At 67.6% G+C, this 23402-nt stretch carries 19 protein-coding genes and 1 riboswitch; of the genes, 8 read left to right on the top strand and 11 right to left on the bottom strand.

Going from position 1 to position 23402, the window contains the following annotated elements; translation table 11 throughout:
* The first annotated feature begins 178 nt into the window (after positions 1-178).
* Genes ACFOOL_RS09835 through ACFOOL_RS09825 form a run of 3 tightly spaced genes read left to right on the top strand, consistent with a single transcriptional unit; the run spans position 179 to position 3891 of the window.
* Positions 179-1405 (top strand): cell surface protein, encoded by a 1227-nt coding sequence (locus tag ACFOOL_RS09835; RefSeq protein WP_380096783.1) that lies wholly within the window; start codon positions 179-181, stop codon positions 1403-1405.
* A gap of 34 nt (positions 1406-1439) precedes the next feature.
* Entirely contained in the window at positions 1440-2378 is a 939-nt protein-coding gene (locus ACFOOL_RS09830; RefSeq protein ID WP_380096782.1) for a DUF6384 family protein, read from the top strand.
* Between the two features lie 4 nt (positions 2379-2382).
* On the top strand, positions 2383-3891 hold the full coding sequence (locus ACFOOL_RS09825; RefSeq protein WP_380096781.1) for a hypothetical protein: 1509 nt from the start codon (positions 2383-2385) through the stop codon (positions 3889-3891).
* Positions 3892-4073: 182 nt separating this feature from the next.
* Here the strand turns inward: ACFOOL_RS09825 and ACFOOL_RS09820 are convergent, their stop codons facing one another.
* Entirely contained in the window at positions 4074-4472 is a 399-nt protein-coding gene (locus ACFOOL_RS09820; protein ID WP_380096780.1) for a VOC family protein, read from the bottom strand.
* 3 nt (positions 4473-4475) lie between these two features.
* The gene (locus ACFOOL_RS09815; protein WP_380096779.1) at positions 4476-5147 is read right to left on the bottom strand and encodes a response regulator; all 672 of its coding nucleotides are present in this window, start codon (positions 5145-5147) and stop codon (positions 4476-4478) included.
* Positions 5148-5323: 176 nt separating this feature from the next.
* Between ACFOOL_RS09815 and ACFOOL_RS09810 the strand changes: the two genes are divergently transcribed.
* From ACFOOL_RS09810 to ACFOOL_RS09800, 3 genes are all read left to right on the top strand, one after another.
* A complete protein-coding gene (locus ACFOOL_RS09810) occupies positions 5324-8812 on the top strand; it encodes a peptidoglycan-binding protein (RefSeq protein WP_380096778.1) in 3489 nt (1162 codons plus the stop codon).
* Between the two features lie 142 nt (positions 8813-8954).
* Entirely contained in the window at positions 8955-9878 is a 924-nt protein-coding gene (locus ACFOOL_RS09805; protein WP_380096777.1) for a sulfite exporter TauE/SafE family protein, read from the top strand.
* Entirely contained in the window at positions 9875-10636 is a 762-nt protein-coding gene (locus ACFOOL_RS09800; RefSeq protein WP_380096776.1) for a TIGR02186 family protein, read from the top strand. The genes ACFOOL_RS09805 and ACFOOL_RS09800 overlap by 4 nt, the downstream gene beginning before the upstream one ends.
* Before the next feature lie 24 nt (positions 10637-10660).
* Here the strand turns inward: ACFOOL_RS09800 and ACFOOL_RS09795 are convergent, their stop codons facing one another.
* Together ACFOOL_RS09795 and metZ are read right to left on the bottom strand one after the other, a co-directional pair.
* A complete protein-coding gene (locus ACFOOL_RS09795) occupies positions 10661-11485 on the bottom strand; it encodes a transporter substrate-binding domain-containing protein (RefSeq protein ID WP_380096775.1) in 825 nt (274 codons plus the stop codon).
* Positions 11482-12690: an O-succinylhomoserine sulfhydrylase gene (metZ, locus tag ACFOOL_RS09790; RefSeq protein ID WP_380096774.1), complete on the bottom strand. Its 1209-nt coding sequence runs from the start codon at positions 12688-12690 to the stop codon at positions 11482-11484. Before metZ ends, ACFOOL_RS09795 begins: the two co-directional genes overlap by 4 nt.
* 34 nt (positions 12691-12724) lie before the next feature.
* Positions 12725-12800: riboswitch (SAM riboswitch) on the bottom strand.
* A 78-nt stretch (positions 12801-12878) separates the two neighbouring features.
* Here metZ and ACFOOL_RS09785 point away from each other — a divergent pair.
* Positions 12879-13985 (top strand): 2'-deoxycytidine 5'-triphosphate deaminase, encoded by a 1107-nt coding sequence (locus ACFOOL_RS09785; protein ID WP_380096773.1) that lies wholly within the window; start codon positions 12879-12881, stop codon positions 13983-13985.
* Between the two features lie 5 nt (positions 13986-13990).
* On the opposite strand, the gene ACFOOL_RS09780 is transcribed toward ACFOOL_RS09785, so the two are convergent.
* The 3 genes from ACFOOL_RS09780 to ACFOOL_RS09770 all read right to left on the bottom strand — a co-directional run bounded on the left by ACFOOL_RS09780 (position 13991) and on the right by ACFOOL_RS09770 (position 16907).
* On the bottom strand, positions 13991-14770 hold the full coding sequence (locus ACFOOL_RS09780; protein WP_380096772.1) for an ATP-binding cassette domain-containing protein: 780 nt from the start codon (positions 14768-14770) through the stop codon (positions 13991-13993).
* Positions 14770-15828 (bottom strand): ABC transporter permease, encoded by a 1059-nt coding sequence (locus ACFOOL_RS09775; protein ID WP_380096771.1) that lies wholly within the window; start codon positions 15826-15828, stop codon positions 14770-14772. Before ACFOOL_RS09775 ends, ACFOOL_RS09780 begins: the two co-directional genes overlap by 1 nt.
* An 80-nt stretch (positions 15829-15908) precedes the next feature.
* Positions 15909-16907 (bottom strand): sugar ABC transporter substrate-binding protein, encoded by a 999-nt coding sequence (locus tag ACFOOL_RS09770; protein ID WP_380096932.1) that lies wholly within the window; start codon positions 16905-16907, stop codon positions 15909-15911.
* A 200-nt stretch (positions 16908-17107) separates the two neighbouring features.
* Here ACFOOL_RS09770 and ACFOOL_RS09765 point away from each other — a divergent pair, with 200 nt between their 5' ends.
* Entirely contained in the window at positions 17108-18304 is a 1197-nt protein-coding gene (locus tag ACFOOL_RS09765) for an ROK family transcriptional regulator (protein ID WP_380096770.1), read from the top strand.
* A 28-nt stretch (positions 18305-18332) separates the two neighbouring features.
* On the opposite strand, the gene ACFOOL_RS09760 is transcribed toward ACFOOL_RS09765, so the two are convergent.
* From ACFOOL_RS09760 to ACFOOL_RS09745, 4 genes are read right to left on the bottom strand one after another with little or no spacing between them, the layout of a single operon-like run.
* Positions 18333-19391 (bottom strand): ABC transporter ATP-binding protein, encoded by a 1059-nt coding sequence (locus tag ACFOOL_RS09760; RefSeq protein WP_380096769.1) that lies wholly within the window; start codon positions 19389-19391, stop codon positions 18333-18335.
* Positions 19392-19404: 13 nt separating this feature from the next.
* Entirely contained in the window at positions 19405-21606 is a 2202-nt protein-coding gene (locus ACFOOL_RS09755) for a glycoside hydrolase family 2 protein (protein ID WP_380096768.1), read from the bottom strand.
* Between the two features lie 7 nt (positions 21607-21613).
* Positions 21614-22438 (bottom strand): carbohydrate ABC transporter permease, encoded by an 825-nt coding sequence (locus ACFOOL_RS09750; RefSeq protein ID WP_380096767.1) that lies wholly within the window; start codon positions 22436-22438, stop codon positions 21614-21616.
* Positions 22435-23316, bottom strand: a complete 882-nt coding sequence (locus ACFOOL_RS09745; protein WP_380096766.1) for a carbohydrate ABC transporter permease — start codon at positions 23314-23316, stop codon at positions 22435-22437. The genes ACFOOL_RS09750 and ACFOOL_RS09745 overlap by 4 nt, the downstream gene beginning before the upstream one ends.
* Positions 23317-23402: the final 86 nt, after the last annotated feature.

Genomic DNA, 23402 nt, shown 5'->3' with positions numbered 1-23402 from the left:
ATGGTGCGGCGGCGAAGGCGCATCGGGCAGATCCCACATCTTTACGTGCGGCTTTTTCGCACCAATATGGATTAAATAGTTGGCCCGCCTGCCGGATGCAATTGTCAGGCGGGTCCGCAGACGCAATCTAGGGTAGAAGGGCGAAACGCCGGACCGTCCGTTCTCCAGGGAGCCTTTGATGACCGACCAAGAGACCACCGCACCGACCCAGACCGCCTCGCCCGTCGCGACGCTGGCGGAAAAGCCGTTGCAGTATCTGGACAAGGCGGTCAACGCCATCCGCGACCTGGGAATATGGCCCGAAAGCCAGGGCGAGGCGCCGATCACCGGGCTGCTGAGTCAGATCACCGAACTGGACGAAACGCGCGTCATCCTCATCGGGCGCACGCTCAGCCAGGCCAGCGCCTTCAACGAGGTGGTGCGCGAGCAGGTCGCCGCCATGCAGATCGGCGAGCGCTACGAGGACATCACCAAGGGCTTCGATTCCATCCGCGACGACGCCAAGGCGATGGTCGACCAGCTCGAGGACAACCGCATCGATTTGTTCGAGCGCGTCTCCAATGTCTGGATGAAGGTGAGCCGAGGCGACATCGCCACCCGCTTCAACAAGATCCGCGACACCTATCTCCAGGTCACCTCGGACACCAAGGACCAGATCGACCGCGAGCAGACCATCCTCGAGGCCTATCGCGATTTCCGCGGCGCGCTCAAGCAGGCCGAGGTGATGGCGCTGGAAGTGCTGCAGACGGCCGAACAGCGGCTGGGCGAAAGAAAGAACGTGCTGCAACGGGCGGCGGACGAGCTGGCGGCCTATGAAGGGAACGTGCCGGCGGACCGGGCGCGGCTGGAAATGGCCCGCGACGAGCGCCTGCGCGAGATGCAGAACGAGGAAAAGCGCTACCAGATCGCCAAGGACCTCTCGGACAATCTCACCATCTCCTACAACACTTCGGAAGTGGTGATGGCGCGGCTGATGCAGACCACCAATGCCAAGGAGCGGGTCTATCAGCAGTCGATCTCGTTCTTCTCCACCAACGAGACCGTGCTGACCGCCCTGTCCGCCTCCTTCACCGGCATGTTCGGCCTGCACGAATCCACCGAGACGCTGAACGCCATGAAGGAGGGCATGTCCAAGAGCCTCGAAACGCTCTCGGAGATCGGCGACAAGGTGCAGGAAGAGGCCGTCAAGGCCGGATACGGCCCCACCGTGCGCGCCGATGCGGTCAAGAAGCTGGTGGATTCGGTGGTCAATTTCCAGGAAAAGAGCCGCACCATCATCAACGAGATGCGCGTCGCCTCGACCAAGAATTCGGCCGAGATCCGCGACGCGGTGGAAGACGGCAAGCGCCGCCTGGCGACCTTGGCCGCCGAGGGCAATGCCCTGCTGCTCGAATCCAACAACTGAGGCGAAAGGGCACCGCGACGGGTGAAGGCTCCGCATGAGTGACGCGACCGCCAGGCCGGCTGCACCCCTCGATGAAGTCATGCTGGCGATGGACGTGGTGGACACGCTCCGTCACCGGCAGGATCTGGTGACGCGCGAGCTCGACGGGGCGGCGCGGGAAAAGCAGCTCATCGAGCGGCTGCGCTCCATCTATCACCAGCAGGGCATCGAGGTTCCCGACCATATCCTCAAGGAGGGCGTGGAGGCGCTGGCCGAAAGCCGGTTCACCTATGTCCCGCCCGCCCCCGGGCCGGGCACCGCGCTGGCGCGGCTCTATGTGGCGCGCAAGAGCTGGGGCCGGCCGGTACTGATCGGGCTGGCGGCGATCCTGGTGCTTCTCGTGGGCTGGTTCGGCGTCTGGCAGCCCTTCCAGCAGGCCCAGGCCGAGCGGGCGCGGATCGAGCTCAGCGAAGGCCTGCCGGCGCAGATGGATGCGCTCTACCAGACCATTTACGACGAGACCAAGGTGCAGCAGGCGGTGATCCAGGCCGAGGCGCTGGTCGCCCGCGGCAAGGCCTTCGCCGCCGAGGGCAACCGGGAAGGCGCCGAGGAGACGATCGAGCGGCTGACGGGACTGCGCGACCAGCTACGCCAGCAATATACGCTGCGCGTGGTCAATCGCGAGGACGTGCGCTCGGGCTTCTGGACCTTCCCCGAGATCAATACCGAGGCCACCAATTACTACATCGTGGTGGAGGCCATCGGCCCGGACGGCGGGACGCTGTCGCTGCCGATCCTCAACGAGGAGAACGGGGAGACCGAGACCGTTTCCCTGTGGGGCCTGCGCGTGCCCGAAAGCGTCTACAATGCCGTGGCCGCCGACAAGCAGGACGACGGCATCATCCAGGCCAATACGGTGGGCCGCAAGTCGGATGGATTCCTCGAGGTGGAATATGTCATGCCGGTTCTGGGCGGCGCGGTGACCCGGTGGTGAGACCATGAGCATAGCTGGACCCCAGGCCCTGGCCAGCCTCGAGGAGGCGATGCGCGACATCCGCCGCGAGGAGGACGACATCTCGCGCCGGCTGGCCCGCACCGCCGAGCGCATCACCAAGATCAAGGAAAGCGAGGCGGAACTGTTCCGCCAACTGGCCCGGCTGCGCCTCGACCCGGCGGTGCAGCAGGAGCTGGACGGCCGCATTTCCAGCGCCGAGACCAAGGCGCGCGAAATGCTCCGCAGCCATGCGCGCGACGTCGAGGCGGCCGAAAAGACCATGAAAGAGGTCGACGGCGCCCGCGCCGGACTGACCGAAAGCCGCGCCGCGGCACTGGCCCGGCTGGAGCAGCAGCAGGCGGCGCTCGAAAAACTGACCGCCGGCCTTGCCGAAAAGCTCGCCGCCGACGCGGCCTTCCAGGCGAAGAAGCGGGAAGCCGAGGAACTGGACCGCGTTGCCGAGCAGTCGCGCCGCAAGACCGAACAGGCCGAGGCCGATCGCCAGGAGAAGGGGCGCCCCTATCGCGAGGACCCGCTGTTCATCTATCTGTGGGAGGCCGGCTACGGCACCGGCAGCTATCGCGCCAACAATCTGGTGCGCTATCTCGACGGGCTGGTGGCAAGGATGATCGGCTTTCACAAGGCCCGGCCCAATTACGCCATGCTGAACGAAATCCCGCTGCGGCTGCGCGAGCATGCCGACCGGCAGGAAGAGCGGGTGGCGCAGGCGGAGGCCGAACTTGCGGCCATGGAGACGGCCGCCGTGGACGAAGCCGGCGGACGGCCGATCCGCGAGGCCATCGCCGCCGCCCAGGCCGAGATCGAGCGGCTCGACGCCGCCATCGTCGAGGCGGAGGACCGGCGCGACGCCGCCGCCAGCGACTTGCAGGCGCTTGCCGAGGGGCGCAATCCGGCCTTCGAGAACGCCACCTCGGAGCTGGCCGGGGCGCTGGGGCGCGAGGACATCCGGACGCTGCTGGCCGAAGCGCGCCAGACCCGCACCGGCCAGGACGACACCATCGTCGCCCAGATCGACGAGGCGCGGGCAAGGCTGCGCGAAGAGGACGAGGAAAGCCGCGAGCAGCGCGAACGCCTCAAGACGCTGGCGGCGCGGCGGCGCGAGCTCGAGGACATCCAGTGGGAATTCAAGAAGCAGCGCTTCGACGATCCGCGCTCCAGCTTCGGGGAAGACCGGCTGGTGGGGGACCTGCTCAACGATTTCCTGCGCGGCGGCATCTCGGCGGCCAGCTATTGGGACCAGTGGCAGCGCAGCCAGAACTGGGCCCCCGGCCACGAATGGGGCGCGGGCTATAAAAGCACCCGTCAGCGGGCCAGCGCCAATCCCTGGCCGCAGGGCGGGGGGTTCCAATGGCCGGACAGCAGCTTCGGCGGGGGCGGCAGGTCGCGGAGCGGTTCCGGCTCGCGCAAATCGGGCGGCGGCTTCTCCCGGCCGCGCAGCGGTTCCTCCGGCACCCGCAAGCATGGCGGGTTCAAGACCGGCGGCGGCTTCTAGAGGCTTTCATGTTTTGACGGAAGCGGCGACCAGCGCTCCCTCCCCCTTGAGGGGAGGGTTGGGGAGGGGGTGGGTTTGGCGGAGCACCGAAGGACCCCCACCCCCGACCCTCCCCTCAAGGGGGAGGGGGGCAAAGGCACCGATTTCGCCTGACCATGAAAAGCTTTAGCGCCCTCGCCGCCTCAATTGGCGAGGGGCTGGGCCATCAGTTCCCAGACATTGCCTTCGCTGTCCTCGAAATAGGCCGAATAGCCCCATTCCGACTGCGTGCCGGGGGTGATGACGGCGCCGCCGGCGACGAGGACGCGCTCGAGGATGGCGTCGACCGCCTCGGGGCTGTCGGCCCGGTGGCTGAGCACGAAGCCGGGCGTCCCCTCGAGGCTTTCGGGCTTGCCGGCCGTCCGGGCGATCTGGCCGCGCGGGAACAGGACGAAGGAGAACTTGTCGTCGAAGAAGAAGGCGACGTGGTCCTCGCCGGCGCCGATCCGCTCCTCGGGGATGTCGAACAGGGTCCGGTAGAAGGCGAAGGCGCGTTCGAGATCCTCGACCCCGACGGTGATGATGGAAATCTCGGGCTTCATGGCTCAGGCCTTGTCGACACTGGTGGAGAACAGCGCCTCGAACTGCCCGTCCTCGATGCGGGAGGCGGCGATCACCGCCTGGGTGCGGCTGTCGACATCGAGCTTTTGCAGGATGGCCGAGACATGGGCCTTGACCGTCGCCTCCGAGATCGAGAGCTCATAGGCGATCTGCTTGTTCATCAGCCCGTCGCTGAGCATCATCAGCACCCGCACCTGCTGCGGGGTGAGCGTGGCGAGGCGCTTCATCAGCGCGGTCTGGCCGTCCTCCCCGCCCAGAGTGGTGCCGGGGGGCACGAAGACCTCTCCCGAGAGCACGGTCTCGATGGCGCGGCGGATTTCCGTGGGGCCTTCCGACTTGTGCAGATAGCCGGCCGCGCCCAGCTCGAAGGCGCGGCGCACCACGGTGGCATCCTCGACGGCCGAGATGATCATCACCGGGATATCGGGATATTGGGCGCGCAGCAGCAGCAGGCCCGAAAAGCCGCGCACGCCGGGCATGTTGAGGTCAAGCAGCACCAGATCGCAATCGCGGTCCGCCTCCAGCGCCGCGTTGAGCCCGGCCAGGTCGCCGGCTTCCTCGACATTGACGGTCGCGTCACCCCCGGCCAGGGTCTGGCGCAGCGCCGCCCGGAACAGCGGATGGTCGTCGACGATGATGATGCGGCGGCGCGTCATGGGCTGAACCTGTTCCTCCACTGGCGATTCCCGCGGGAATAGCAAGGTTTTCCGGCGGTTGCCCTTGCATATTGCGGCAATGCTTAACGGGTTCTTTACCATGTTTTCCCAAGAGTGGCCGTCATACCTTCGTGTTGAATCGCGAGGGCTCCGTCGTTCGATGACAGGGACCTGCCATGCCCCGCGCCTATACAGTTTCGGATTATGCCGACCCGGCCCACGATCCCGGCTCCGGGGAGTGGCAGGCGCTGCGCGGCGAGCTGGTGGCGCTGCTCGACAAGGTGGAAAGCCGCTATGGCCAGGCCGGGGAGGACGATGCCGGGCTGACCCGGCGGGTGCGCCACCTGCGGGACCAGATGGGTTTTTCCGACACCACTTTGCGCCGCCGCGAGGCGCTGCGCACGGTCAAGCGCACGGTGGACCGCTTCAGCGAGCGCGACGCCGCCGAGGCCGGCCATGCCGGCGGGCCGGATGACGACCTCACCGCCGCCATCGCCGAGATCCGCAGCCGCCAGGGCGCGCCCGCCATGCCCATGCGCCGGGCCGGCGACCGCCCGGAACTGCGCGATCTGGGGGTCATGGTGGAGGGCATGAGCCGGCGGCTGGAGCGGCTGGAGGGCGAACTCAAGGCGCAGCGGTCCGATGCCGGCCAGGTGCACGAGGTGGCCAGCCAGGTCGGGCAGCTCACCCAGGTGGTGGAACTGCTGGCCGGCGCTGTGGGCGAAACCGGGCAGGTCAAGCGGCTCGAAGCCCAGATCGCCGCGCTCGGCGCCATGATCGAGGAAGCGGCGCGGCCGGACCTTCTCGCCATCAATTCGCGGCTCGACGACGTTTCGGCCACGGTGGGCAAGCTGGCCCAGCTACAGGCCGAGCAGATGGAGCGCGAGATCGCCCGCGAGCGGCAGGCCGCCGAGGACGACGGCGCCGCCGGGCTCACCCCGGCCATGCACGCCATCGAGCACAGCGTGCGCAACGTCTATGACCGGATCGACGCCATCGAGCGGAACGTGGCGCTGTCCTCGGCCGATTTCGAACGGCTGACCAGCGAGATGGCCGCCTTCACCCAGGCGATGAAGGACAATGCCGAGGCACCCCAGGCGCTGATGCGCCGGGTCGAGGCGCTGGCGCTGCGTTTCGAGGACGTCGACAGCGCCAATGGCGAGGTCACCGCGCTCAAGCTCGATATCGCCGCCCTGCGCGACGCGGTGCTGGCGGGCATGGAGCCGCGTTTCTCCCAGATCGAAAGCCGCATCGAGGCCCTCAATGGCCGGATGGACGGGTCGGCGGTGGAGAGCCAGTTGCAGGCGCTGATGCAGCGCATGGACGATGCCGGGGCCCAGCTCGACAGCCTCGCCAGGCTCTATTCCGCCGGCGAGGACCGTCCCGACCTGGAATCGCTGGCCGACATGGTGGCCGAGCGCACCAGCGAGGCGGTGGCGCGCAAGGCGCCGGCGCCGGTGGCCATGTTCGGACCCGAAAGCCTCAAGAGCATCGAGGACCGCCTGACCGGCCTGATCAGATCCGCCGGCAAGACGCCGGACTACGAGCAGCTCGCCGAGCTGGTCGCCACCCGCACCTCGGAGGCCATGGCCAAGGCCGTGCCGGCCCCCCGTGAGGCCGACGGGGAAAATATCGACGCGCTCGAAAAGCGCATGACGGCCCTGTTCAACACCGCCGGCAAGGATACCGCCGAACGCCTCGCCCGGCTCGAGGCGGTGCTGGCCGGCCGCGCCGCGCCCGCCGACGCCGGCAGCGAAGGCCCGACCGTCCCCGAGCGGCAGGACGTGGAAGCGCCGCGCGCCGCAGCGGCCGATGCGGCGTTCGAGGAAGCGCTGCGCCCGTCCCGGCAGGGTTCGAGCAAGCTCGACGCCATCCTGGCCGGGCTGACGCGCGACGCCATGCCGGCCAATCCCGCCGAGGAGGCGCCGCTCAAGGACCCCGGCTTCGGCGATGCGCCCGCCCGGACGGCGCTCGACGCCGCCAGGGCCAGCATGGGCCGGACGCCGGAGGCTCCCGCTGCCGCCGGAACCCCCGCCTTCGACCCGGCAAGGGTGGAGCGGCCGCCGCGCCCGCGCTCCAGCTTCGCCCTCGATGAGCGCGATCCGTTCGCCGCGCCTGCCCCCGCGCCGGCAGCGGCGCCGGCCCCGGCCGCCACCAGCACCAGCACCTTCGTCGCCGCGGCGCGCCGCGCCCAGCGCGCGCGCCAGGAACAGGCGGAAGCGGCGGAAGGCAATTCCATCATCGGCCGCGCCCTGGCCCGGGTGCGGCCCGCCAAGGATGCCGAGCCGGCGCCCGAAGCCCCCGCGCCGGAGGTCATGCCCGAAAAGGAGACGCGGGCCCGCACCCCCAGGCGGGGCCTGCCGGGGCTGCGCCGCCCCCGCAAGACGGAGCCCGAGGCCGAACCGGCGCCGGCAGCCGCGCCGACGACGTCAGTGGCGGAGGAAACGGAGGCCGCTCCGTCCGGTTTCCTCGCCCGCCATCGCCGGCCGCTGCTGCTGACTGCGGCGCTGGTGGCGGTCTCCATGCTGGCGCTCAACCTCGTGCTGCAGCGCCAGGCTCCCGCAGCCGGCGCGGCGACCGCCGAGGTGGCGCCCGAAACCGCCATCGAGCAGCCGGCAGGTCTCGAGGACGACACCTCCGTGGTGCCGCCCCGGGTGATCGATCTGGTCGACACCACCGCCACCGGCTCGATCAATCCGGGCCGGCCGATGAGCTTTACGCGGGCGGCGATCACCGCCCCGGAAAAGCTGGCGCCGCCCGCGCTTGCCGAGCCGGCCGACATCGCGCCGGTCGCCGGAAACGCCGAAAGTTTCGAATTGCCCGATGAGGCGGTGGGGCCGCCGGCGCTGCGCGAGGCAGCGGCCCATGGCAATGCCCAGGCCCAGTTCGAGGTTGCCGCCATCTATGGCGAGGGACGCGCGCTGGACAAGGACCTGGAAGAATCGGCCCGCTGGTACGAGCGATCGGCGGCGCAGGGCTTCGTTCCGGCGCAATACCGGCTGGGCAATCTCTACGAGACCGGCAGCGGCGTCGACAAGGACCTGGAGCAGGCGCGGCTCTGGTATCAGCGCGCCGCCGAGGCCGGCAACCGCATGGCCATGCACAATCTGGCCGCGCTCCATGCCGGGGGCGAGTTGGGCGAACAGCAGTTCGAGCTGGCCGCCGAATGGTTCGCGCAGGCCGCCTCACGGGGCATGACCGACAGCCAGTTCAACCTGGGCATGCTCTATGCGCGGGGGCTGGGCGTCGAGCAGGATTTCGAGCAATCCTACAAATGGTTCTCGCTGGCGGCGCGCAGCGGCGACAAGGACGCGGCGCAGGCGCGCGAGGACATCGCCAAGTCACTTTCGGCCGATGCCGTGAGCCGGATCAATGACGAGCTCGGCCGCTGGAGCGCCGAAAAGGTGGACCTGGCGGCCAATTACGCCCCCATCGGCACCTGGGCGGAGGGGTTCGACCCGGGCGAGGCGATCGCCGGCAAGGAGGTGGTCGCGCGCGTGCAGCAGGCGCTCTCGCGGCTCGGCTTCGATGCCGGCCCGGCGGACGGCGTGGCCGGCGCCAAGACCGCCGAGGCCATCAAGGCGTTCGAGCGCGCCACCGGCATGAGCGAAAGCGGCGCCGTCAATCCGCGTCTTTTGGCGGTGCTGGGCAGCCAGCCGGTGTGACACGGGCGCGAATCCCTGCCATGATCGGGGCCCGGCCTGAGCGCCGGGCCCAAATTTTTCCGCCGCCATTGCGGGGCCTTACCTCTTGTTGACGGTCCATCTGCTAGGATGGGCCGCGTCATGCCTACGGGACCTGAAGATCTTGCAGATCTACCTGCCGATCGCCGAGCTTTCCGTGAACCTCTTCTTTCTCGTGGGGATCGGAGGGGCGGTCGGCTTTTTGTCCGGACTGTTCGGGGTGGGCGGCGGCTTCCTGCTGACCCCGCTGCTGATCTTTTCGGGCGTGCCCACGGCAGTGGCGGTGGCCTCGGTCACCGGACAGGTAGTGGCCGCCTCGACCTCGGGGGCGCTCAGCCATTACCGGCGCGGGGGCGTCGACCTGCACCTGTCCATGTATCTGGTGGTTTCGGGCGTGGTGGGCGCCTTTGGCGGGGTGGCCGCCTTCGCCCTGCTGCGCGATGCCGGCCAGCTCGACCTGGTCATCTCGCTGGGCTTTTTGCTGCTGCTCGGCTCGGTGGGCGTATTGATGCTGCAGGAATCGGCGCGGGCGCTGCTCAAGCATCGCCAGGGGGTGGTGGTGCGCGAGCGCCTGCCCAACCAGCACAACTGGTTCCACGGCCTGCCGCTGCGCGTCCGCTTCAAGAAAAGCCGGCTCTATATCAGCGTGCTGCCGGTATTGAGCATCGGCCTGTTCATCGGGTTCGTCGGCTCGCTGCTGGGCGTGGGCGGCGGCTTCATCATGGTGCCGGCGCTGGTCTATCTGCTGCGCGTTCCGGGCAATGTGGTGATCGGCACCTCGCTGGCGCAGGTGGTGGCGATGATGGCCGCCACCACGGTGCTGCATGCGGTGCAGAGCCAGAGTGTCGACATCATGCTCGCCTTCTGCCTCATGGTGGGGGGCACGGCGGGCGCCCAGTTCGGCGCCGCCGCCGGCAAGCATCTGCGCGGCGAGCAATTGCGGGGCCTCTTGGCGCTGCTGGTGCTGGCCGTCGCCATCCGCTTCGGGCTCTCGCTGGTGCTGACCCCGGCCGATACGTTCAGCATGGCCGTGATAGGCACGCGATGACCCGGCTGCTCGTCCTCGTCGCCCTCATCTTCGCGAGCACCGCGCCGGCCTTCGCCGAGCGGCTGATCTCGGGCGTCTCCACCGAAAGCATCCAGGTCACCTCCAGCTTCGACGGGGAGCGGCTGACCTTTTTCGGCACCATCGCGCCCGATACCGGCTCGGAGCAGCGCTATGTGGAAGGCCCCTTCCAGGTGGTGGTGGCGGTGCTGGGCCCGTACCAGGACCGGGTGGCGCGCGAGATGACCAATAATTTCGGCATCTGGCTCAATACCGAGCAGGTGGAGTTCCGGCATTTCCCGAGCTATTTCCACGTGCTCTCCAGCGGCCGGCTGCTCGAGATCACCGACGTCAACACCCTCACCCAAAACGCCATCCTGCCCGAATCCCATGCCATCGCGCCCAATCCGGCGGGCCTTGCCAGAACCATGATCTTCGGGCGCGAATTGATCCGGCTGATGTCGCAGGAGGGCCTGTTCGGGGTGCAGGAAAACGGCGTGCAGTTCCTTGCCGACAATTTCTATTCGGCCCAGCTCACCCTGCCCAGCAACGCCCCGCCCGGCCCCTATATCGCCCAGACCTATGTGTTCAAGAATGGCGAGATCATCGCCCGCAAGTCGGAAGGCTTTGCGGTGCGCAAGATCGGCTTCGAGCGGTTCATCGCCCAGTCGGCGGCGCAATACCCGTTCCTTTACGGGCTCGCCTGCGTCGTCCTCGCCCTGTTCACCGGCTGGCTGGGCGGGGTGCTGTTCCGGCGCTGAGCGCAATGTCGCGGCGGTGCGCCCTCAATAAAACCCCACCGGGAACCAGCGCAGATAGAGTTCGTCGAGCGTGCCGTTTTCCTTGAGGCGCACCAGCGCCCAGTCGATGGCATGGCGGACCGGGTCGCTGCCGGCGGGTACGGCGATGGTGAGGCCCTCCCCGAACAGATGCGGGCGGAAATAGGCCTCGCCGGCAAAGGCGCAGCAACCGGGATCGTCGTTGAGCCAGAAGGCGGCCCGCATGGCGTCGCCGAAATAAAAGTCGGCGGTGCCGTCGCGCACCGCTTCGAGCGCGGCGATCTCGCTATCGAAGCCGAGCCGCGCGGCCGCGGGCAAATAGCGCTCGAGAAAGCGTTCATGGCTGCCGCCCGCGCGCACCGCCACCTGCCGGCCCGCCAGCGCTTCGGGATTGAAGCCGGCCGCTGCCTCCCGCTGCGCCACGAACCGCCCCGGCAGGGCGAGATAGGTGGCGGAGAAATCGAAGCGCTCGCCATTGTCCGGCGTCATGGCGAGACCCGCGATCAGCGCATCGCCCTGGCTGTCGGCGAGGGCGTTGGCGGCCTGGTCCCAGGGCCAGGCCTGGATGGTGCAGGCGACATTGACCTCGGTGCAGATGCGCCGGGCCAGATCGATGTTGAAGCCGATCAATTCGCCCTCCCCGTCACGGAAGTTGAAGGGCGGGAAATCGGCCGTGGTCAGGAAGCGGATGGCGGGCACCGAGACGGCGCCGGGCAGGATTTCGCGCGCATCCGGATCGGCGTGATAGGGCAGCGGCTGGGCGCAGGCGGGCGCGGCCAGAAGGGACAGCGCCAGCGCGCCCCAAAGGAGGGGGCGCCTCGCCGCGATCATGCCTGCTCCAGCCCGTAGCCGAGATCGGCGATGAGATCGGCAGGCTCCTCGAGGCCGACGGAGAGCCGCAGCAGGCCGGGGGTGACGCCGGTGGCCAGCCGCGCCTCCTCGCTCAGGCGCTGATGGGTGGTGGTGCGCGGATGGGTGATGATCGACTTGGCATCGCCCAGATTGTTGGAGATCAGGATCACCGCCAGCGCGTCCGAGAGCGCGAAGGCCGCCTCCTGCCCGCCCTTGACCTCGAAGGTCAGCAAGGTCGAGCCGGCCAGCATCTGGCGCCGCGCCAGCTCATATTGCGGATGGTCGGGGTGATGGGGGTAGAACACCCGCTCGATCTTGGGATGGGCGGCCAGCGCCCGTGCGATTTCGGCGGCGCTGCGGGTCATGCGCTCGACGCGCAGGGAAAAGGTCTCGAGGCCCTTGAGCAGCACCCAGGCATTGAAGGCGCTCAGCGTCGCGCCGGTCTGGCGCAGGAAGGTGTGCACGTCCCCCTCGATCAGCTCGCGCGAGCCCAGCACCATGCCGCCCAATACCCGGCCCTGCCCGTCGATATGCTTGGTGGCCGAATAGGTGACGAGGTCGGCGCCCAGTTGCAGGGGCTTCTGGTGGAGGGCGGTGGCAAAGACATTGTCGACGATGAGCTTGGCGCCATGGGCGTGGGCGATCCCGGCGACGGCGGCGATGTCCACCAGCTCCAGGGTGGGATTGGTGGGCGTCTCGATGAACACCACCTTGGTCTCGGGGCGCATGGCGGCGGCGAAATTGGCCGGATCGCGCCCGTCCACCAGCGTCGAGGCGACCCCGAAGCGCGGGGCGTATTCCTCCACCACATAGCGACAGCCCCCGAACAGCGCCCGCGAGGCGACGATGTGATCCCCGGCCCGCACCTGGCTCATCACCGCATTGGCGACGGCGGCCATGCCCGAGGCGAAGGCCCGGCCCGCCTCGGCGCCTTCCAGCAGCGCCATGCGATCCTGGAACATGTCGACGGTGGGATTGGCGAAGCGGGAGTAATTGTGCCCGCCCTCGATCTCGCCGCGGAACAGGCGCTCGGAATGCTCGGAGCTGGGATAGGAATACCCCGAGGACAGATAGAGCGCCTCGCTGGTCTCGTTGAAGGGCGAGCGGCGGCCCCCGCCATGCACCATGAGCGTCGCCGGCGACAGTTTACCGGGGTCGCGGAGGGGGTTGTGCTTTTTGGACATGGCAAGCCTTCGAACAAAAAACCGGCTCGCAGGGCGGCCGGTTCGAACGGTCTTTAGCGCGTTGTTTCGAGTGGCGGCAAGCGACCGGCCAAATCACCACTGGACGGTCGGATTTAATGGCATTGAGGCGGTGGCGTCAATCGCGCCGTTTTGTTAGGGAGGACGAAAGCAACCATGGACGGGACCAGATGAGCGAGGCGTGGCCGCAGGGCGTCTTTCCGGCGCGGTTGATCGAGAAGCTGCACGAGGCCGGCGCCATCGCCGCGGCCCGTCCCTTCGATCCCGATCAGGTACAGCCGGCCAGCCTCGACCTGCGGCTGGGCCGGACCGCCTATCGCGTGCGCTCCAGCTTCCTGCCCGGGCCGGCGCGGTCCGTCGCCGAGCGCATCGAGGCGCTCAAGCTGCACGAGATCGATCTGAGCGCAGGAGCGGTGCTGGAGCGCGGCTGCGTCTATCTGGTGCCGCTGGAGGAAAGCCTCGTCCTGCCCGCCGAGGTCAGCGCCTCGGCCAATCCCAAGAGCTCGACCGGACGGCTCGACGTGTTCACCCGCGTCATCGGCGACCGCGCGCGCGGCTTCGACCAGTTGCCGGCCGGCTATCAGGGGCCGCTCTATCTGGAAATCAGCCCGCGCACCTTTCCGGTGCTGGTGCGCACCGGCTCGCGCCTGTCGCAGATGCGGTTCCGCTGCGGCGACACGCGGCTGTCGGCCGAGGCGCATCGGGCCCTGCACGCCTCCGACCGGCTGGTGATCGGGGGCGACCAGAAGGTCGACGAGGGGGTGGCGCTGTCCATCGACCTGCTCGGGGAAGGCCGCAACGGCCTCATCGGCTTCCGCTCCAAGCGCCATACCGCCGTCATCGATGTCGACCGCAAGGCGGCGCTCGACGTCTTGGATTTCTGGGAGCCGCTGCACAGCCGCGGCCAGGGCGAGCTGATCCTCGATCCGGACGAATTCTATATCCTGGTCAGCCTCGAGGCGGTGCACGTGCCGCCCACCCATGCCGCCGAAATGGTGCCCTTCGATCCGCTGGTGGGGGAATTCCGCGTGCATTACGCCGGCTTTTTCGATCCCGGCTTCGGCCATTCGGCCGCCGGGGGCACCGGCAGCCGCGCCGTGCTCGAGGTGCGCAGCCGCGAAGTGCCGTTCCTTCTGGGCCACGGGCAGATCATCGGCAGGCTGATCTACGAGCAGTTGGCCGAAACGCCCGACCGCCTCTATGGCGCCGATCTGGGCTCCAACTACCAGGCCCAGACCCTGAAGCTCTCCAAGCATTTCAGGCCGTTCGAGGGATAGGCGCGTCACGCCGCGCTGGCGGCGATGTCCGGAGGCGCCTTGGCGCCGGTCATGAAGGCCACGGCGTCCGACATGGTGTAGTCCTTGGGGTCGATGACGCAGAGGCGGCGGCCGAGACGGTGCACATGGATGCGGTCGGCGACCTCGAACACATGCGGCATGTTGTGGCTGATGAGGATGATGGGGATGCCCCGGCCGCGCACGTCCTGGATGAGATCGAGCACGCGGCGGGATTCCTTGACCCCCAGCGCGGCGGTGGGCTCGTCCAGGATGATGACCTTGGAGCCGAAGGCGGCGGCGCGGGCCACCGCGACGCCCTGGCGCTGGCCGCCCGAAAGCGTCTCCACCGCCTGGTTGATGTTCTGGATGGTGGTCAGCCCCAGGTCGGAGAGCTTGTCGCGGGCGATGCGCTCCATGGCGGCGCGGTCGAGCTGGCGCAGCACGGAGCCGAGAAAGCCCGGCTTGCGCAGCTCGCGGCCCATGAACATGTTGTCGGCGATGGAAAGCGCCGGCGACATGGCGAGGGTCTGGTAGACCGTTTCCACCCCCGCCAGGCGCGCATCGATGGGCGAGGAGAAATTCACCTTGCGCCCGTCGAGGAACACCTCGCCGCTATCGGGGATGATGGCGCCGGACAGCACCTTGATCAGCGAGGACTTGCCCGCGCCGTTGTCGCCGATGACGGCGAGGATTTCCCCGGGCATCAGGTCGAAGTCGCAATTGTCGAGCGCGGTCACCCTTCCATAGCGCTTGTCGAGGCCGCGGGCGGAGAGAATGGCTTGCATCAGGCGGACACCTTTCTGATCCACTGGTCGACGGCGACGGCCCCGATGATGAGCGCGCCGATGAGCAGATAGGTCCATTGCGCATCGGCCCCCAGCAGCCTGAGGCCGAGCGAGAACACACCGACGATGAGCGCGCCGAAGAACATGCCCAGGATCGAGCCGCGCCCGCCGAACAGCGATATGCCCCCGATCACCACGGCGGTGATGCTTTCGATATTGGCCGACTGGCCCGAGGTGGGCGAGACCGAGCCGATGCGCCCGATCAGCACCCAGCCGGCAAAGGCGCAGATGAGCCCGGTCAGCGTATAGACGGAAATGAGGATGCGCCTGGTATTGACGCCCGAGAGCGCGGCCGCTTCCGGATCGTCGCCCACCGCATAGACGTGCCGCCCCCAGGCGGTGTGGCGCAGCACATAGGCGAGCACCAGCACCAGGACGATGAAGAAGATGACGCCATAGGTGAACACGGCGCCGCCAATGGTGAAGGAGCGGCCGAAGAACTGCAGCAGCGGCGCATGCGCCTCGATCTCCTGGGCGCGGATGGTCTCGTTGCCCGAATAGAGGAAATTGGCGGCCAGCGCGATCTGCCACATGCCGAGCGTCACGATGAAGGGCGGCAGGCGGACGCGGGCGACCAGCCAGCCATTGACGAAGCCGATAAAGGTGCCGACGGCGAGCCCGCAGGCGACGGCCAGGGCCGGCGGCAGGCCGAGCCGGAAGGTGAACTGGCCCATGATCACCGAACTCAGCACCATGATCGCCCCCACCGACAGATCGATGCCGGCGGTCAGGATGACCAGCGACTGGGCGGCGCCCACAATGCCCACGATGGCCACCTGCTGGAGGATGAGCGTCAGGGCGAAGGACGAGAAGAACTTGGTGCCCAACAGGGCGCCGAAGACGGCGACCGAAAGCAGCAGCACGATGAGCGGCACCAGGGCCGGATTGCTGTGCAGCGCATGCTGGATCCGCGAAACCAGGGTCAGTTGCTGATCGAAGCTGGCAATGGGTTCGGTGCGGGCGACGAGGCCGGCTTCCGCCTCGGTCTGGTTCGACATGGGCATTCCTCCCCGGTTCCCGGTCGATGCGGGGGCAGGCGCCTGCCCGCCCCCTGTCATAGCATGGCGCGCGGCGCCGATCAGCCCCAGCAGAGGGCCGCGCCCTCGTCGCTGTCGATGGACTCGACGCCCTCGACCGGCTCGTCGGTGACCAGAGCCACGCCGGTGTCGAAGAAGTCCTTGCCCGGGGTGGGCTCGGGCTTGGCGCCGGTATCGGCCCAGGCCCGGATGGCCTCGACGCCGAGCGCGGCCATCTGCAGCGGATATTGCTGGGAGGTGGCGCCGATGACGCCCTCCTTGACGTTGGCGACGCCCGGGCAGCCGCCATCCACCGAGACGATGAGCACGTCGTTCTCGCGGCCGAAGGACTTGAGCGCCTCATAGGCGCCGGCGGCGGAAGGCTCGTTGATGGTGTGCACCACGTTGATGGTGGGGTCCTTGGCCAGGAGATTCTCCATGGCCCGGCGGCCGCCCTCCTCGTTACCGTCGGTCACATCGTGGCCGACGATGCGCGGATCGGTCTCGTCGCCCCATTTGTTGGGGTCGCCCAACTCGATGCCGAAGCCTTGCAGGAAGCCCTGATTGCGCAGCACGTCGACGGTGGGCTGGCTGATGCCCAGATTGAGCATGGCGATCTTGGCGTTGGCGGCCTCGTCGCCCAGCTTGCCGGCGGCCCATTTGCCGATCAGTTCGCCGGCGAGGAAATTGTCGGTGGCGAAGGTGGCGTCGGCGGCGTCGATCGGGGTCAGGGGCGTGTCGAGCGCGATGACCACGAGGCCGGCGTCGCGCGCCTGCTGCACCGATTGCACGATGGCGGAGGTGTCCGAGGCGGCGATCAGGATGCCGCTGGCGCCGTCGGCGATGCAGGTCTCGATGGCGGCGACCTGGGTTTCGTGGTCGCCGTCGATGCGGCCGGCGAAGGATTTCAGCGTCACCCCGAGCTCGGCGGCCTTGGCCTCGGCGCCCTCCTTCATCTTGACGAAGAAGGGATTGGTGTCGGTCTTGGTGATGAGGCAGGCGGTGACGTCCTGGGCCATGGCGGCGGACGACATGGCGGCAAGGCACAGCGCCGTGCCCATGAGCAGTTTCTTCACGGTGTCTCTCCCTTGGCCGGCGCTGGCGAAGAGGCTCCTCCCGCCTCGCCCGGGGCCGGCGTTCTATGCTTGAACGGGGGCATGGTGGAGAGATTTCGGCCCTGCGTCAATATATAAGTCTCATTTATTTATTTATTTCCGGCACCATCTTCCGCTTCCCGAAACCAGCCACTATGGTGCCGGCCATGGGCCCAGCAGTCATCAGAACCCTCAGTCGTGGCGTTAATCAGAGTGGCGTTCGCGACCACAATGAAAGGCTGCTGCTGACCCTGTTGCAGCGCCACGGCCCGATGGCCGGAAGCGAGCTGGCGCGGCTGGCGAACCTGTCGCCGCAAACGGTGTCCATCATCCTGCGGGAGATGGAGGAGGCGGGCCTGCTGGCGCGCGGAACGCCGGTCAAGGGCAAGGTGGGCAAGCCGTCCGTGCCCATGCGGCTGGCCGAGGGGGGCGTGCTGTCGCTGGGCTGCAAGATCGGGCGGCGCAGCGCCGTGCTGCTGCTGGCCGATTTTCGCGGCGTCGGGCTGCAGCAATTGCAGATCACCTATAAATACCCCCTGCCCGAGGCGATCCTGGCCTTTCTCGAAGAGGGCATCGGCACCATCCTCTCGCGCGCCACCGCCGCGCAGCGCAAGCGCGTCTGCGGCATCGGCATCGCCATTCCGTTCGAATTGTGGAAGTGGAACGAAATGGCGGGAGCGCCGGCCGATCGCTTCGCCTCCTGGAAGCATGTGGATTTCCACCGGGAGCTGGCGCGGTTCACCGACCTGCCCGCCCATGTGGTCAACGACGCCACGGCCGGGTGCCAGGCCGAGCACATCTACGGGCGCGGCAAGGAGTTCCGCGACTATGCCTATTTCTTCGTCGGCGCCTTTGTCGGCGGGGGCATCGTGCTCAACCACTCGGTCTATCAGGGACATCGGGGCAATGCCGGGGCGCTGGGCTCGCTGCGCAGCTACGGGCCGCAGGGGGAAAGCCAGCAATTGGTCGACACCGCCTCCATCCATCTGCTGGAGGCGCGGCTGGCCGAGAACGGGCTCGATCCCCAGGCGCTCTGGGAGCTGCCGCAGGACTGGAGCCGGTTTTCCCGCTTCGTCGATCCCTGGCTGGGGCGCACCGCCCAGGAACTGGCCAAGGCCAGCCTGTCGGCCTGCGCGGTCATCGATTTCGAGGCGATCCTGATCGACGGGGCCTTTCCCGAGCCGGTCAAGCACGAGCTGGTGGAGCGCACCAGGCGCTATCTGGTCAACCAGGACATGCGCGGGCTCATCGCCCCGCGGGTGGAGGCGGGCAGCGTCGGGTTCAACGCCCGCGCCATCGGCGCCGCCGCCGGCCCGCTATTCGAGCGCTATTTCATGAACGGCAATGTGCGGCTGCAGGGATAGGGATCGGACTAACCCGGCGCTGCGCGCCCTATCGCACCCGCCGGCCGGTATCGTCGAAGACCAGCAGCGCCGCCGGATCGAAGCGGGCCTGGTAGCGGTCGCCGGGCTTGAGGTCGCGGTCGTTGCCGGTGGCGAGGGTGAGCAGATTGCCGCCCTCCCCCCGCGCATAGGCATAGGTCTCCCCGCCCAGATGCTCGATGATCTCGACGGCGACGTCGAGCGAGGCGGCGCCGCCGCGCCCGAAATGTTCGGGGCGGATGCCCACCGTCACCGGCGTGCCTTCGGCCAGCGCGACCGGGGCGGGCACCACCTGGCCCGGCAGGTCGGCGAGGCGGATGCCGCCATCGGCGGCGGTGCCGGCGAGGAAGTTCATCTTGGGCGAGCCGATGAAGCCGGCCACGAACAGATTGTCGGGGTTGTCGTAGAGGTCGAGCGGGGTGCCGGCCTGCTCGATATTGCCGTCGCGCAGCACCACGATCTTGTCGGCCAGGGTCATCGCCTCGACCTGGTCGTGGGTGACGTAGATGATGGTGGTCTTCAGCTCCTGATGCAGCCGCGCCAGTTCGATGCGCATATGCACGCGCAGCTCGGCATCGAGATTGCTCAGCGGCTCGTCGAACAGGAAGACGTCGGGATGGCGCACGATGGCGCGGCCGATGGCGACGCGCTGGCGCTGGCCGCCCGAGAGCTGCTTGGGGTAGCGGTCGAGCAGCGGATCGAGCTCGAGGATGCGCGCCGCCTCGCCGACCTGGCGCTCGATCTCGGCCTTGGGCCGGCCGGCGAATTTGAGCGCGAAACCCATGTTCTCGCGCACCGTCATGTGCGGATAGAGCGCGTAGGTCTGGAACACCATGGCGATGCCGCGCCGGGAGGGATCGACCTCGTTCATGCGCTCCTCGCCGATATAGAGCTCGCCCGAGGTGATCTCCTCGAGCCCGGCGATCAGCCGCAGCAGGGTGGACTTGCCGCAGCCCGAGGGCCCCACGAAGACCACGAATTCCTTGTCGGCGATCTCGAGGTCCACGCCCCGGATGACCTCGACGGCGCCGAAGGATTTCTTGACATTGACCAGCTTCAATCCGGACATGGGCAGGTTTTCCTCAGCTTGCGGTGAGCGTGACGTCAGCGCGGCCGAGCCGTTCGCTGGTGACGGTGACGGTGATCGGCCCCTTGCCGGTGGAGCGCAGCCAGAAGCCGGTCGAGCCGGCGCGCAGCGGCACGAGGCCGGGGCCGAGCCGCCGGGCGGCACCGGTGACCTCGATGGCGACGGGCTCGGGAAAGAAGGGGAGCTTGCGCCCCGACTGGTCCAGCGCCCGCACCATGACCCGGGTGGTGTCGCCATCGGCGCCGATGGCGTGCGCGTCGGGCACCACTTCGAGCCGGTGGGCGACCGGATCGGCGACGAAGGCGACGCTGCGGACCGGTTGGCCGCCCACGAAGCCGGTCACGACGGCGTCCTGCCAGCTCATGCCCCATACCCCCAACTCCTCCTCGGTGAAATGCTCGCGCCGGAGCACCACCGGCGCATGGGGCAGATGGGGGAAGGTTTCGCGGTCGGGGGTGAAGCGCTTGGGCGGGTTGTCGCCATAGCGGATTTCCACCATGTCGCAATTGGTGAGGACGATGAGCGGCAGCACGCCGCCGATATTGCGCTCGCCGCGCGCCCAGAAGGTCACCGGCACCAGGATCGGCTCGTCCGCGGGATCGCCCTGGCTGGCATAGGCGGCAGCGGCGAATTTGGGCTCGCGGAACATGTCCATGACACCATGATGGCAGATGCGGTCGCCGGCGCCGAAATCCTTGTGGGTATTGTAGTCGAAGGCGCACCAGCCGATGCAGCCGGCGATCCGGGGATCGCCATAGGCGGCGTTCATCACCTCCAGATGCCGCAGCACGTGCTCGGCCTGGCGCTGCTCCTGGTCCCAGGACTTGGTGGGATACATGTGCCCGCCATATTCGGTGATCATATAGGGCACGGCATGGTCGAGCCCGGTCACTTCCTGTTGCGGGCGCAAAGGCGTACGCGGGCGATTGCCGCCCCATTCCTCCTGCCCGAGGATGAAGTCGTTCATCGTATAGACGTCTTCGAGCAGTTCGCTGTCGGTGATGAAGCGCACGCCGCCGGTGGCGCGGGTGGGATCGAGTTCGCGGGCCAGCGCATTGGTGCGGCGGTAGAATTCGTGGTCGTCGCCGCTTTCGTTGATGCGCACGCCCCAGATGACGATGGCGGGATGGTTCCAGTCGCGGGTGATCATGCGGCGGACATTCTCCACCGCCTCGTCCTTCCAGGCGGCGCCCCCGATATGCTGCCAGCCGGGGATCTCCTCGAAGACCAGCAGGCCCAGTTCGTCGCAGCGGTCGAGGAAATACCGGCTCTGCGGATAGTGCGAGGTGCGCACCATGTTGAGCTTGAGCTCACGCTTCAAGATCTCGGCGTCGCGCTCCTGCGCCGATTTGCCCAGCGCATAGCCGGCATAGGGGAAGGACTGATGACGGTTGAGCCCGCGCAGCTTGAGGGGCCGCCCGTTGAGAAAGAACCCCTCGGGGGTGAATTCGGCGCTGCGGAAGCCGAAGCGGAAAGCGGCCTCGTCCGTGCCATGCGGGCTCTCGAGCGTGAGGGCGAGCCGGTAGAGCACGGGGTCGTCGATATCCCAGAGCGCGATCCCGGCCAGGCCCTCAAAACCGATTTCGACGCTCGCGCCGGCGATATCGGCCGCGGCCGAGGCGATCTCGGCGCCGTCGGCGGCAAGCAGCCGTGCCCGCAGCGTGCCGGCAAGCGGCAGGTCCTGCGGATTGGCAAGCTCGACACGCGCGCGGACCGTCTTTTTCGCGGCCAGCACCTCGGGGGTTTCGATCCTGGCATTGGCGATGAAGACCGGCGCCGTCACCACCAGCCAGGCCTCGCGATAGAGGCCGGCATAGGTCAGATAGTCGATCTGGCCGCCAAAAGGCGGGATTTCGGGATTTTCGCTGCCGTCAACAGTGACGCCGAGGACGTTTTCGCCCGGAGCCAGCCGGCCGGTCAGGCGCGCCTCGAAGGGCGTGTAGCCGTCCTTGTGGGAAGCGATCTCGACGCCGTTGAGACTGACCCGCGCATCGGCCATGGCGCCCTCGAACAGTATCGAGACCTCGCGGCCCTGCCATTCCGGACCGGCGGTGAAGCGCTTTTCATAGGTGAAGGGGCGCTGATAGGCCTTCTCGTCGAAATAGGAAAAGGGCAGCTCCAGCGCCGTATGCGGCAGGCGGACCTCCTCCCTGCCCTCGAACAGCCAGCCGCTATTGAAGTCGATCAGGGGGCGCATGCAAAACCTATTTGACGGCGCCCAGCATGCCTTCGACGAAGCGGCGCTGGAGCAGGAAGAAGATGATGAGGGTGGGCAGGGTGGCGGCGATGGCGCCGACCATGATCACGCCGTAATCGGGCACATAGGCGTAGGACAGGGCCGAGACGATCAGCGTCACCGTCTTCATGTCCCCGGTCTGCAGCACGATCAGCGGCCAGAGATAATTGTTCCAGTTGGCCATGAAGACGATGATGGTGGCCGCCGCATAGGTGGAGCGCATCACCGGCATGTAGACGAACAGGAAGATCTGCCATTCCTTGAGCCCGTCGATGCGGGCGGCGTCGCGCAGCTCGTGCGGGAAGGCCTTGGTGGCCTGGCGGAAATAGAAGATGATGAAGATCGAGGCGATGCCGGGCAGGATCACCGCGGTATAGGTGTTGATCTGCCCCAGCCCCGCCATCATGATGAACAGCGGCACCATCAGCGCCGCGAAGGGGATGGAAAGCAGCAGCAAAAGCAGCGCGAAGATGCGCTCGCGGAAGCGCGACCGGAACATCTCGAAGCCATAGCCGGCGAGCGAGGAGACGATCAGCGTCAGCGCCGTCCCCACCAGCGCGATGAAGGCCGAGTTCCAGAACATGCGCGGCACGTCGACGGTGGCGAAGAAGGCGGCGATGTTCTGGAAGAAATAGGTCCCGAAGCTGGCCTTGCCGCGGGCGATGTCGGGCGAGGTGTTGGTGGCGCCCACCACCATCCAGTAGAAGGGGAAGATGGAGATGAAGGCGGCGATCGACAGCCCCAGATAGAGCAGGCCGCGGCGGATGGCGGAAAAGACCAGGTGAGCGTTCATCGCCGTGCCGTCCTGTCGCGCGCCACCATGAACTGGGCGAAGCTCAATATGCCCACCAGCACCACGATCACCCACGACACCGTCGCCGAATAGCCGAAGCTGGGCATGAAGCGGAAGGTCAAATTGTAGATGTAGTAGCTCAGGGTCAGCGTGGCGTCGGACGGTCCGCCCTGGGTGATGTTGTAGGGCTCGTCGAACAATTGCAGCGTGCCGATGGTGGAGATCACCGTGGTGAACAGGATCACCGGCTTGAGCATGGGCAGGGTGAGATACCAGAAGCGCGCCCAGGGCGGCACGCCGTCGATGCGGGCGGCCTCATAGATCGAGCGGTCGATATTCTGCATCGCCGCGAGATAGAAGATCATGTTGTAGCCGGTCCAGCGCCAGGTGATGGCGAGGATGATCAGCACCTTGGCCCAGAACGGATCGGTGAGCCAGGGAATGGGCCGGAAGCCGACGAGCCCCAGCCCGGCATTGATCACCCCCTCGGCGCCGAACATCGACTTGAACAGCACCGCATAGGCGACCAGCGAGGTGACGCAGGGCAGGAAGATGGCGGTGCGGAAGAAGCTGCGCCCCCACAGCTTGGTGTCGTTGAGCGCCACCGCGAAGAGCAGGGCCAGCACGATCATGATCGGCACCTGCACCACGAGAAAGATCATGGTGTTGCTCAGCGCCCTGAGGAACACGCCGTCCTGGGTCAGCCGCTCGATATTGGCCAGGCCCCCGAAGGAAAAGGCCATGCCGCGCCCGGTCTGGAAGCTCATCCATAGCGACCACACGATCGGATAGATCATGAAGATGCCCAGGAGCACCAGCGCCGGCGCGATGAACAGCCAGCCATTGATATGTTGCCTGCGCACGACGCTCACGGCCATCCGCAATTCCCCCTCATCTGCCGACGCGATCCCGGGCCGCGACTCCCCATCGCGGCCGGAGGAAGCGGGGGGAGCCCCCGCTTCCG

Origin of the sequence: Devosia honganensis (assembly GCF_042648785.1) — a bacterium.
Lineage (GTDB): Bacteria > Pseudomonadota > Alphaproteobacteria > Rhizobiales > Devosiaceae > Devosia > Devosia honganensis.
This window is presented reverse-complemented; position numbering and strand designations above follow the sequence as displayed.